Annotated in this window: 9 protein-coding genes; 3 read left to right on the forward strand and 6 right to left on the reverse strand. The window is 55.4% G+C overall.

The features are described 5' to 3' along the window. Window positions 1-328: tRNA-guanine transglycosylase (locus tag B3M32_RS08180; RefSeq protein ID WP_290745188.1), on the forward strand; the 328-nt coding region annotated here is incomplete at its 5' end. Between the two features lie 152 nt (window positions 329-480). Here the strand turns inward: B3M32_RS08180 and B3M32_RS08185 are convergent. The 3 genes from B3M32_RS08185 to B3M32_RS08195 form a co-directional block, all read right to left on the reverse strand. Continuing rightward, the gene (locus tag B3M32_RS08185; protein WP_290745191.1) at window positions 481-3,177 is read right to left on the reverse strand and encodes a cellulase family glycosylhydrolase; all 2,697 of its coding nucleotides are present in this window, start codon (window positions 3,175-3,177) and stop codon (window positions 481-483) included. 113 nt (window positions 3,178-3,290) lie between these two features. Further along, window positions 3,291-5,249 carry a pectate lyase family protein gene (locus B3M32_RS08190; protein ID WP_290745194.1) on the reverse strand — a complete coding sequence of 653 codons (1,959 nt, stop codon included), beginning with the start codon at window positions 5,247-5,249 and terminating at the stop codon, window positions 3,291-3,293. Between the two features lie 220 nt (window positions 5,250-5,469). After that, a complete protein-coding gene (locus tag B3M32_RS08195; protein WP_290745197.1) occupies window positions 5,470-5,805 on the reverse strand; it encodes a hypothetical protein in 336 nt (111 codons plus the stop codon). Between the two features lie 70 nt (window positions 5,806-5,875). On the opposite strand from B3M32_RS08195, the gene B3M32_RS08200 reads away from it, so the two are divergent. Continuing rightward, the gene (locus B3M32_RS08200) at window positions 5,876-7,648 is read left to right on the forward strand and encodes an AMP-dependent synthetase/ligase (protein ID WP_290745200.1); all 1,773 of its coding nucleotides are present in this window, start codon (window positions 5,876-5,878) and stop codon (window positions 7,646-7,648) included. On the opposite strand, the gene B3M32_RS08205 is transcribed toward B3M32_RS08200, so the two are convergent. Next, complete coding sequence (locus B3M32_RS08205; protein ID WP_290745203.1) at window positions 7,645-8,811, reverse strand: phosphoglycerate dehydrogenase; 1,167 nt, start codon at window positions 8,809-8,811, stop codon at window positions 7,645-7,647. The two genes, B3M32_RS08200 and B3M32_RS08205, sit on opposite strands and share 4 nt — an antisense overlap. A gap of 102 nt (window positions 8,812-8,913) precedes the next feature. Beyond that, a complete protein-coding gene (gene ispG, locus B3M32_RS08210) occupies window positions 8,914-10,653 on the reverse strand; it encodes a (E)-4-hydroxy-3-methylbut-2-enyl-diphosphate synthase (RefSeq protein ID WP_290745206.1) in 1,740 nt (579 codons plus the stop codon). A gap of 175 nt (window positions 10,654-10,828) precedes the next feature. Between ispG and B3M32_RS08215 the strand changes: the two genes are divergently transcribed. Next, a complete protein-coding gene (locus B3M32_RS08215) occupies window positions 10,829-11,575 on the forward strand; it encodes a glycosyltransferase family 32 protein (protein ID WP_290745209.1) in 747 nt (248 codons plus the stop codon). A gap of 109 nt (window positions 11,576-11,684) precedes the next feature. Here the strand turns inward: B3M32_RS08215 and B3M32_RS08220 are convergent. After that, window positions 11,685-12,026 (reverse strand): S1 RNA-binding domain-containing protein (locus B3M32_RS08220; protein ID WP_290745211.1); only part of this gene is annotated, 342 nt, incomplete at its 5' end.

Here is a 12,026-nt window from a genome sequence, read left to right on the forward strand (position 1 = left end):
CGACTGCGTGATGCCTACCCGCAACGCGCGAAACGGCATGCTCTTTACGAGCGAAGGCGTTCTACGCTACAAGGCCGCCCGCCATGCCGAGGAATTCGACAAGCCCGTAGACCCGAATTGCGACTGTTACTGTTGCCGCAACTTCAGCCGCGCGTACCTGCGCCACCTGCACCACGCCGGGGAATCCCTCGGGTTTACGCTCGCGAGCATCCACAACCTGCACTTCTACCTGCACCTGATGCGCGAAGCCAAGCAGCACATCGCCGACGACACATTTGAAGAGTGGAAAAAGGAGAAGTGCGAAATCCTGCAACGCGATTTGCAATAACGAGATTGCCACGCCTCTTCGAGGCTCGCAATGACATTTAATATGAAAAATGCCTCGGCAAAGCCGAGGCAATTTTTTTTCTTGCGTCATGGCGGGCTTGACCCGCCATCTAGAATTCCAGATTCCGGCTCAAAGGCCGGAATGACGTTCCCTTAGCGGATGCTGACGCGGGCAGTCGTGCTTGCGCTACCCATCATCACGCGGACAACGTAGTTGCCACGAGAGAGGTTTTCGAGAGAGACCTGGTTCATACCGGCAGTCATACTTTCGGAAACGCCCTTGACGAGGTTGCCCATCAAGTCGAACACCTGGACCTTCACGTTGCCGGACTTCGGCGTAATGATGTTCAGGTAAGCACCCTGCACACTGAGCTTGATGCCGCTAGCAGCACGGGCAACCTTCTTGATACCGACAGTGGAGGTCACGCACTTGACATCGTCCACAAAGAGGTAATCGACATCCGGCTGATCCATGGAGGTCTTCCAGCCCAGAACTTCCCAAGCCATCTTCTTGATGTTTGCAAAGTTCAGGACCTTAGCTTCGCCCCAGCCCATCTGTTCGATGTCTTCGAACTTGATAACAACGGTCGTCCAGTCGGCAACGGTGGGGTTCTTGTAAAGGTGGTAGTCATAGTCCGTCACGGAGCCATCCTGAATCTTGAAGTCATGAGCATTGCCCTTATAGCGGTAGCTAATGGCATTGCAAGCGCTCAGGTCAACACCAAGAGAAGTATCCGCATTCGTGTTCAAGCCGAGAGCGACGAACGGACGTTCTTCGTAGGTACCCGGATTGATAAGAATACCCTTGAGGCCAACAAAACCGGCAGTTCCGTTAGTCGGATCGTCAGCAGCCGTCATGTTCACGACGTAGCCCGGAAGAGCGTCATCATAAACGTTGGCAATGGTAGAAAGTCCACCCGGTTCCTTATCGGTATAGGCGTACCAGGTACCCGTCGTCTTGAGGACTTCGTCACCATCTTCGACATCATCGATAAGCACAAGTTCGCTCACGACAACAGAGGAGGACACCGGAGCAATGGTAGAAGAAGAGGAAGCGATAACAGTGCCAGAAGAGCTCTTCGGCGTTACAGTGCTCGAAGAAGAAGTCGGGGCGTCGTTAGCGGAAATGGCCTTGATGGAAACGCCATCGCAGCGGACATCATCCACATAGAGGTAGTTGAAAAGCGGCTGGATTTCGGAGGCAGGGCGGTCAACAACGCCGTTCACTTCCCAAGCCAAGCGGTTAGCCTTGCCCAAGTTCTTCTTCAAATCAGTAATCTGCGGATCGGCCCAAGTGGTATGCTGCTGGAACATATCCGCGGTCAATTCAACAGTCTTCCAATCCTTGGAAGCTTCAGCATCGACATAGTGGAAGTTGTAGTTGGTAATCGAAGAGAGTTCCACGCGGAAGTTATGGGCAGCTCCCTTGTACTTGTAGGAAATCGAATTGCACTTCGAAAGCTGCGAGAAATCGGCCGTATCCTTCGTCAGGTTCAAGCCCATGGCCACATACGGCGCCCACTTGTAGGATCCCTGATCAATATAAATGCCTTCCAAAGCAGCCATATACTTGGAATCGTTGCCTTCCTTGGCAGGAACGATTACATCGTAGGTTTCCTTACCAAAGTCGTTAGTCCACTTCTTGTTGGTAATCTTCGTAGAACCACGACCATCGTGATCATCGTCGGAGTCAGCCCAGGCAGACCAGAAGCCACCCGTATAGGTGTAGCGGTCACCATCTTCCATGTCATCGATGAGATCCGTCGTAGCACCATTGGCAACGCCCGTAGAGAAGCCATCGTCGGCAGTGGCAGAACCGAGGTGGTTGCCAAGGCCGCAATCGCTGTAGTTGTGGCTACCTTGGAGATATCCCTTCACCATGTTTCCAGACTCAGAATATTTCAGTCCCTGGTTCAGAGTCAAGGACGTAAAGGCCGCAGACTGTTCCCTGATAGCAGATGCAGACCAGTTCGCCCAGGAGACGCCGTTCTGGTTCATCCAGTTCACCCAAGCCTGGCTAGCAGAGCCATCCGGAGAACCGTTACCATCGGCAGAAACGGTACCCCATTCCGTAGCGAACACGGGAACACCCTTGCTCATAGCAGACTTTGCAGCAGCGTCGTAACCGCCGCCGACCTTATGCGTTGCGGCATAGAAGTGGAGCGTGCAACCATAGTTCTTCTTCGAGTCTGTAATGCCTGCATTAGCACAGGCATCCGGCTGGCTGGACCATCCCGGGCTACCCACGAGGATGAGGTTGTCGGAATACTGGCGGATAACCGGAATCACAGCGTCAGCATGGGACTTCACCGTACCCATATCGCCGGTCGGTTCGTTCCAGATTTCGAAAATCACGTTGTGAGTCTGGCCGAATTCCTGGGCGGCCCAAGCAAAGAATTCCTTCGCTTCGTTGGTATAGCCCGAAGAGCTTTCAATGTGCCAGTCAAGGATGATGTAAATGTCGTTTTCGACAGCGGCGCGGACCATCTTCGTGACCATGGCCTTCTGGTCGTTTTTACCACCCGTCGTATAGGAACGACCATGGCTGTCAAACTTTTCGTCAGCAACACCGAGAGCGAAGCGGAGCACTTCGATTCCCATGTCCTTCACCATGAGGCCCATAGCCTGGGATGTATAGTAAACAAGGGCGCTATCTGCAGCAGAGCTCCAGAAAAGGCTCATGCCCTTGACCTGCACGGTCTTGTCCTTGTACGACGGGCAGGAACCCGACAGCTTGCCACCATTGGCCACCAGCTTACCGTACGTGCTCACCGGACCTACACGACCCGGCACCACCGCCATAGCAGCCGATACGGCCGCCAGCATCATTATTGCTAGAAATTTTTTCATTCTACATCCTTATTTTGAGGTTCCACCAATCCCTTTTGTCGTAAAGATAGATTATATCTCAAATTATTGATGTAATAATTTTGGATACATTTGAGGAATCTCACGGAAAAGGACTATCTTAAAAAAGTTTTTACATCAATTCGCCCTTTTCGAATCAAACGGGCCAAATAAACTCCCGGACGGAGCGCCGAAATGTCGATTTCACGGGAACGGCTCGTGAACATTTTCGTTCCGTCCACGCGCAAAATGTCAACACGGAAGGGGCCTTCCGCCACAATTTCGAGGCGGGCTTCGGAGGCGACGTAACGGACGGCGGGGAGGACGCTGGATTCCGGGTTCCTTCGACGTTGCTCAGGACTGGCTCCACCCGGAATGACGGTCGTGGAACTGCTGGATTCCGGGTCGGTGCCCGGAATGACGCTTCCATCCCAGCCCCTGTAGGCCACAAGCGCATCCTTGAGCGCCTGGTTCACGGCATACGCGGCATCGTCCTCGGAATTGTCGAATTCCCAACGGAAATCACCGCCCTGCACGCGACCGGCATACTTTTCCACGTTTGCCTTGGCCACGGCAGGTTCGTCGGCGGTATAGCTATACATCACCGCATTGTCGGTATCAAAATTATTGTAGATGTTGCCGCCCGCATACGACTTGACTGTATTCGGGACTTTCGCGCTACGGCTGTCAACTACGTACGCATCGAAATCCGCCTTCGTGTCAATCGAGCCCGCGGCCGCTTCCGCCCCCTTCAGCACGTACTCGCTCGCCCCATACGGAATGAACGTGTAGGAACCCTCCATGTAATTGTTGTAGGCCTTGATGGTACCGCCATCTTCCTTGCTGAACGTGGGATTGTTCTTTTCGTCGCGATTCTCGCTACCCGCATACACGTCGCTCCCCTGCATCGAGGTGAGCATCGGGTACTTGCAGTTGCGGAAGTAGTTGCTTTCCATGAACACGGACGAGCCCAGCGTGGAGCCCGCGCCGTACTTGGCGATGCCATCGTAGTAGTTGTTGTACACGTGCGCGCTGTAGTAGCGCACGCGCGGGTGGCGGCTGTCGGAATGGTCGTACCAGTTGTGGTGATACGTGATGTAGAGCCCGTCCGTCGAGCCTTCCGAAAGGCCGAGCAGGTTCGACTTGCCGTTGTCCCAGAAGTGGTTGTAGCTGAAGGTTACGTAGGTGGACTTCTTGCAGTCGAGGGCGCCGTCGCCCTTCACCTGGTCGGCGTCGGAACCCGCGTCGCCGTAGAAGAAGTCGCAGTTGTGCACCCACACATACTGGTTGTCCTGCTGCAGGCCCACGTTGTCGCCTTCCCCGCTGTCCACGTTCATAAAGCCGAGGTTGCGGACTTCCACGTTTTGCGCGTTCTTGATGCGGACGCCCCAGCCGTTCGCCGTAGCGTCCGCGCCAATGCCCTCGATAGTGAGCGACGGCTCCTCCTTCTTGTCGAGGTCGACCAGGATGTCGCCCTTGTCGGTGGAGTCCGGATCCGTCACGTTACCGATAATGCGGATATCGAGCGGCCGCGTGTCGTAGCCCTTCTTGAATCCCGTGAGAATCGCCTGCAAGCCCTTGCACGCGGTCGTAGCGCCCTTGCCGCTCGTCACGACATCGAGCGAGACCGTATTCTTGGTGCTCTCGGAAACGTAGATGACCACCGCGCCGTCCTTGAGCGTACCGTCCTTCTTGTAGGCGCCGGGAACGCGGCCGTTGCTGAAGGCGAAACCGCTGCGGTCGTGCGCCTTCACGGAAAGCGTCTTCGTGGTGGCGGAGGAGCCTTCCTTGCCGCCCTTCACGCCAGCGATTTTCAGCGTGTAGTCGCCCGCCTTGAGGCCCGGAACGTCGACGCGCCACTTGGAGCCGTACTTGCGCACGAGTTGCGCGTCCACCTTCGCACCGGAAACGCCGTTTCCCGAGTAGTACACGTTGTAGCTATCGGAGCCGTCAGCGGTCCATTCCGCATAGGCCGACTCGAGCCAGCCGCCCGCATCGCCCACCGTCACCTGGGCATGCGCCCCGGCAAGCGAAAGCGAAACCACCGCAACCATAGACAGGTTCTTGAAATCCATAAGCATCCCTTTTTGGACATCCTTTTTTTGAATGTTCTCAAATTTTCAAGGAACAATATAGATATTTCAAGTAAAAAAGCAATAAATTTTATTTATTTTTACATTTTTCTCAAAATAATGTTCTCATTTTTATTAAGACGCAAAAACAAAAAATCTCCACCACATCGCATCTGCCACAAACGGACACGGAGAAAGCCGGACAAGGGCTGCGCAAGCTAAGTTATTGTCTGTCAATCTGTTCCAGACGGTCATAGAGGTCGTACAGACGCTGTACGCCGTTTTCGAGACCGTAGTAGTGCCGGATATACGGGACAAGAAGCCCGAGGAAAAGAACCGCAAGTATCAGTACGGCAAAATCGGGACACGCCACCAGGAACAGGAAACTCCCGACAGTCAACAGTGCAAAAAGAATCATCACCAGTTCGTGGACCAGGCGTTCGTGCTGGAAAAAGGCAATGTGGGTACGCACAGAAAGCAGCTGCTCCGCCGTCAGCGGAATCCCGGAACCGGCCATCGCCAGCAAATGTTGCTCGTAATCGGAGAGTTTTTTAAGCATACTTTCAAATATAAAGAAAAAAAATGCGTTTTTTATGTCCTTTTGAAAAAATAGATTTTATTTTGTCAATATGGAACCGCTCCAGTTCACCTCTCTCGCCTCGATGTTTTTCGTCAACTGTGCCCGCGACGATTTTGGCGGCTGGTACAAGCGCGTCAAAAGCGGGTGGAGGCATTACTCCCGCGAGGAGCTCCGCGACACGGTCATATACACGGCCATCGCGTTGAACAGCCGCGGCCTACAGCGGGACGACAGCGTCGGCATCATCGCGCCGAGCTCCCCCGAATGGATGATGGCCGACATCGCCATCCAGATAAACCACGCGCGGACGGTTCCGCTGTTCCCGAACATATCCTCCGAGAACTTCCAGTTCCAGAGCGACGACGCCCACGTCAAGTATCTCGTGGTCCATTCTATCGAAGAACTGGACGAACCGCTCAGGAACCAGCTTCCCCGTTTCAAGCTGATTATCTGCATCGACTCGGATAGCGAACTGCCCGAAAACGCCGTCTACTGGAAAGACATGCTTGAAGAAGGCCGCCGCGTCAGCGAGAAGGGAACGTATTACAGCTGGGTGGACGACCAAATCCAGATGATCCACCCTGACGACATCTTCAGCATCATCTACACCAGCGGTTCGACCGGACGCCCCAAGGGGGCACGGCTTACGCACCGCAACATGCTCTCGCAAATCCAGAACCTCCTTCCGCTGTTCCACATAAACCGGAAAGAAGACAAGACACTGACCGTATTGCCCGTAGCGCACGTTCTGGAACGCATGGCTGTTTATTTCTACACGCTGAACGGCCTCACGTCCTATTTTGCGGACAACCCGAAAAACGTCGCGATTATCCTCAAGGAAATCCACCCCACCATCGTCGTCGTGGTTCCGCGTATTCTCGAACGCATCTACGAGAGCATGACCATCGCCGACGAAAGCGCCAGGGGATTCAAGCGCTATATCGTCAAGAACGCCATCAAGGTCGCCAAGATTGCCGTCCCGAGCAAGCGCCCCACCCTGATGCACCGCTTCTACGACAGGCTCGTGTACCACAAGATGCGCGATGCCATCGGCGGCAATTTCAAGTTGGTCGTCAGCGGAAGCTCCTCACTGAACAAGTCCATATTGAGATTCCTCCTGAACATCGGCATCCCTATCCGCGAGGGCTACGGCATGACAGAATGCAGCCCCGTCGTTTCGGTCAACAGCCTGGCCGACAACAAGCCCGGAACCATCGGCAAGCCCCTCGCCCACCTCGACGTCAAAATCGGCGAGAACAACGAAATCCTGGTCAAGGGAGACAGCGTCTTTGGCGGATACCACAACATGCCCGAAACGAACGCAACGATCTTTACCAAGGACGGTTACTACAAGACGGGCGACCAGGGATTCTTCGACGAAGATGGCTACCTGAATTTCACCGGGCGCATCAAGGAACTTTTGAAAACCAGCACGGGAAAGTACGTGAGCCCGAACCCCATCGAACTGGAACTCAGCCGTCACCCCGTAGTGGAGCAGGCGCTCGTGATCGCGAACGACCGCAAGTTCGTTTCGGCCGTCATCTGGCTAAACCCGGAAGGCGCAAGGCGCATGCTGAAATTCTCGCACGACGAATTCAGCGTCGAAAAGGCCATGTCTTCGCTGCGTATCCGCGAAGCCATCAACAGGCATATCGCACGCATCAACCGAAAGCTGAACCACTGGGAACAAATCCGCAAGTGGACTCTCATCGGCGACGAGCTTACCGTCGAATCAGGACTCCTGACACCCACATTAAAAATTCGGCGCACCGTCGCAGAAAAACGATACGCCGAAGAAATCGAGAAGATGTACGAAAACTAGAAGTGGATCACGCGGACCTTGATGACCTTGTCGAGCTTGCCGAGCTTTTCGATGATGGAGTCATCGACCTTGCTTTCGACGTCAACGAGGTTGTAGCCGATCTTGCCGTTGCTCTTGTTAGAGAAGCTGGCGATGTTGATGCCTTCGGCACCGAATACCTTCGTGATTTCGGAAATCATGTTCGGAACGTCCTGGTTGATGACCACGACGCGGCTCTTGACGCCGGCATGCGGGTGATCGACGAGGGCCGGGAAGTTCACGGAATTGCGGACGCAACCGAATTCAATGTAGTCCTTCAGTTCTTCGACGGCCATCACGGCGCAGTTTTCTTCGGCTTCTTCAGTGGAAGCGCCGAGGTGCGGGAAGCAGGTCACCTTGTCGTTCTTGATGAGGTCGGCATCCGGGAAGTCGCAGAGGTAGCCCTGGAGGGAACCGGAAGCGAGCATCTCATTGACCGGGGCCATTTCCACGATACCACCGCGTGCGAAGTTCATGATGTAGCTGCCCTTGAAGCCGGCCAGGTTCTTGCGGTTGAGCAAGTTCTCGGTAACGCCCTTGATGAACGGAACGTGCACGGTGAGGAAGTCAGACTTCGCAATCACGGTGTCGAGGTCGGCAATTTCGACCTTGTTGGAAAGTTCGTGCATGTTGGCGGCGTTCGGATACGGTTCGTAAGCGATGACGCGCATGTTCTTCCAACGGGCATAGTTGGCGACGAGCACGCCAATCTTGCCGAGGCCGATGACGCCGAGAGTCTTGCCTGCGAGTTCCATGCCGGCGAACTTCTTCTTGCCGCTTTCGACGGTCTTCGCGAGGTCCGGGTCGGTGGTGTCGAGGTTCTTGACCCATGCGGCGGCCTTGTCCACGTTACGGACGGCCATGCCGAGCACGGTCATCACGAGCTCGGCAACGGCGTTGGCGTTTGCACCCGGAGTGTTGAACACGCAGATGCCCTTCGCAGAGGCCTTGTCGATAGTGATGTTGTTCACGCCGGCGCCGGCGCGGGCGACAGCCAGCAGGCCGTCAAAGTTGTCGGTATCAACCTGGGCGGAACGCACCAAGATGGCATCCGGATTCTCGACGGAGTCGGAAACCTGGTAGAACGAGCCAAACAGGCTCAAGCCTTTCTTGGAAATGTTGTTCATCGTCTTAATAGTTGCCATTTTTATGTCCTTTGTTTTGATGTTTAAAACTTTGTCTTTACGTCATTCCGGGCTTGACCCGGAATCTAGATGGCGAATCAAGTTCGCCATGACGTTCTGCAATTACGGTTCCTGCCAGCGACCTCTTTCTTTAATGAGGTTCACGAGTTCCTCGATGGCGTCTTCTTCGGGGATGTTCTTCTTGACGGCCGTCTTGCCTTCGAACAGCGTAATGCGACCGGGGCCACCGCCCACGTAACCGAAGTCGGCGTCGGCCATTTCGCCCGGGCCGTTCACGATGCAGCCCATAATGCCGATGGAAATGTCGGAGAGGTGTCCGAAGCGGGCCTTGATCTTGCCCATGACCTGCTGAATATCGTAGAGGGTGCGGCCGCAGCTCGGGCAGCTGATAAAGTTCGTCTTGCTGCGGCGGCAATAGGCAGCCTGCAAGATGTCGAATGCAAGGAGAACGCTTTCCTTCGCGCCCTTGTAGCCGTCGATAACGACGGCATCGCCAAGACCGTCCGTCACCAGGCTTCCGATGTCGGCGGACACGCGGAGCATGTCGCGCTCGCTGTCGTTAATCTTCGCGTAGAGCAGTATCGGGTCTTGGCGACCTGCCGCATCCAATGCGGCAGCAAGAGCGCGCACGCCCGAAACCATCTCGGCGCCGGTGTAGCAGAACACGGAACCTGCGGGCACGCTCGCCGGATTTGCGGCGAACCCCGCGATATCCATCGCGTCCTTGAACTGCACCACGGGGGCGGCTTCCAGGCTCGGCAGGGCAAATTCAGCGTTGCGGCGTTCACCGGTAAGTGCAATCGCGTCGGCCTTCACGCCGACCTTCACCGGATTTGCACCGCCGATTTCCACGCCAGAAACGGCGACAGGCGTCGTCGCACGGCGTTCGTAATGGTACGGATCCTTTTCAAGAACAGGCACGTTGTATGCAATCGGCGCAGAAGGCAAGGCACACGCCTTGATGAGTTCCTGCGCCACCGGGACTTCGGCCACCGGATCTTCGGTGAGCGACACGCGAATCGTATCGGCAAGGCCATCGAGCAAAAGCGCACCGATACCAGCCGCAGACTTGAGGCGTCCGTCCGCCCCGGCTCCGGCCTCGGTCACGCCTACGTGGAACGGGTACGGCTTGAAACCTTCCTGCTTGATGCGGGCGGCGAGCATGCGGTAGGCGGCAATCGCCACCCGCGGGTTGCTGCTCTTCAAACTTAAAACAACTTGGTCAAAATGTTCCGCCTCGCACACGGCCAAGTATTCCATGGCGCTTTCCACCATGCCTTCGACCGTGTCGCCATAGCGGTAAATCATGCGGGCCGAGAGCGAGCCGTGGTTCACGCCGATGCGGATGGCGCGTCCCAGGCGCTTGGCCTCCTGCACAAACGGCGTAAAGGCTTCGGCCACCTTCTCCTTGCCTTCGTCGAACATCTTGTCCGTCTGGTTCTCGAGCGTGAGGATACCCGTGTCGACAAAGTTGCCCGGATTGATGCGGACCTTCTCGACCCACTTGAGCGCCTCGAACGCGGCCTTGGGCTGGAAGTGGATGTCGGCGGACACCGGAACCTTGCAGCCGGCAGCACGGACCTGCTTCATCACTTCTTCGAGGCCCTGCGCATCGACAAAAGTCGGGGCGGTAATGCGCACCAGGCCACAGCCCACCTTGGCGAGCGCAAGCGTCTCGGCAACCGTCTTCTCGACATCCTTGGGCTTGGTGGTGGTCATGGACTGAACTAAAATGGGGGCGTTGCCCCCTATCAAAGCCTCGCCTACGCGGACTTGTACAGTTTCCCTGCGGACGGCATTGAAGCGGTCGGCAACATAGGGAAATTCGCTAAACTTTGTCATGGTGCCAAAGATAGAAAAATGGGATGTTTACGGCTAATCAAGCCTCCCTCAAGTTCCAAAATGGAATACCCAAAGCCATTTTTTCGCTGTTTTAAGCACTTTTACATATAAAATTGTAAAAAAGTCATCTCATTCGCCCAAAAAATTGTTAGAATATGTACACGGAGTTTTTGATATGATCCCGAAGATATTTCACTATTGCTGGCTCTCTAACGAACCTTTTCCAGAAAAGGTTCAAAAATGCATGGCATCCTGGGAAAAATATCTGAGTGACTACAACTGCATTTTCTGGGACTACGAGAAGGCTGTTGCCACAGGGATTCCCTGGATTCTTGAAGCCATTGAGCAGCAGAACTGGGCTTTCGCCGCCGACGCAATGCGCCTTTACGCCTTGTACACCGAAGGCGGAATCTACCTCGATTCCGACGTGGAACTGCTCATGTCCCCGAACCACCTGCTGGACCGTTCCTACATCCTCGGTTACGAGAACGGCTCCAAGAGAATCGAGCCGTCCTTCCTCGGTGCCGAAAAAGGCTCCCCCATCATCGGAGAAGCCCTGAGATATTACACCGAGCACCATTACGAATACAGCGAAGAGACCGTGGAACAGCTCGTGCTTCCGCAGATTCTCGCGAACGCCTGCGACAAGTTCGACGGGCTCGACATATTGCCCGAATGGTACTTCTCTCCCAAGCGTTTCCTGGACGGTGCAATCAACACCGCCGACGAGACGGTAAGCATCCACCACTTCGGTAGCAACTGGCGCCCCGAGAACGTACGCGAATGCATCAACCAGCGCCAGAAGATTTTCCAGAAGTACCCGCGCCCCGTCGCGGAGGTTCTCGCCTTCCCCTTCACTATTTGGAGCAACCTGAAGACGGTCGGCCCCGGCGGCGCCATCAAGAGACTGTTCAAGAAATAACGCGACGTTGCGCTTGGACAAGAATGATGGTTCTGACAGGCCAAGGATGACGTCTAACAAAAAAACGCCCGGCGGTTAGGCCGGGCGCTTTCAATTTCGTATAAACGAATTAGGCTTCAGCCGGTGCTTCGGGAGCAGCCGGAGCTTCGGCAGCCGGAGCTTCAGCAGCCGGGGCGGCCTTCGGAGGGAGGAGCGCCTTCATAGAAAGCTTCACCTTGCCCTTCGGGTCAACACCGAGGCAGAGCACTTCGACTTCGTCACCGACGTGAACGACGTCTTCGACCTTATCGACGCGGTGGTCGGCAAGTTCGGAGATGTGCACAAGACCGTCGCGACCCGGGAGGATTTCGACGAACGCGCCAAACGGCTGGATCGTCTTGACCTTGCCCTTGTACTTGCGGCCCGGTTCGGGTTCGGCAGTGAGTTCTTCGATCATGCGGCGGCAGACTGC

Source organism: Fibrobacter sp. UBA4309 (genome assembly GCF_002395745.1).
Taxonomy (GTDB): Bacteria; Fibrobacterota; Fibrobacteria; order Fibrobacterales; family Fibrobacteraceae; genus Fibrobacter.

What these genes read in the sequence shown, in the direction of transcription:
- B3M32_RS08185 (WP_290745191.1), bottom strand. Translation starts at nt 3,177, where the DNA reads ATGAAAAAATTTCTAGCAATAATGATGCTGGCGGCCGTATCGGCTGCT.
- B3M32_RS08190 (WP_290745194.1), bottom strand. Translation starts at nt 5,249, where the DNA reads ATGGATTTCAAGAACCTGTCTATGGTTGCGGTGGTTTCGCTTTCGCTT.
- B3M32_RS08195 (WP_290745197.1), bottom strand. Translation starts at nt 5,805, where the DNA reads ATGCTTAAAAAACTCTCCGATTACGAGCAACATTTGCTGGCGATGGCC.
- B3M32_RS08200 (WP_290745200.1), top strand. Translation starts at nt 5,876, where the DNA reads ATGGAACCGCTCCAGTTCACCTCTCTCGCCTCGATGTTTTTCGTCAAC.
- B3M32_RS08205 (WP_290745203.1), bottom strand. Translation starts at nt 8,811, where the DNA reads ATGGCAACTATTAAGACGATGAACAACATTTCCAAGAAAGGCTTGAGC.
- ispG (WP_290745206.1), bottom strand. Translation starts at nt 10,653, where the DNA reads ATGACAAAGTTTAGCGAATTTCCCTATGTTGCCGACCGCTTCAATGCC.
- B3M32_RS08215 (WP_290745209.1), top strand. Translation starts at nt 10,829, where the DNA reads ATGATCCCGAAGATATTTCACTATTGCTGGCTCTCTAACGAACCTTTT.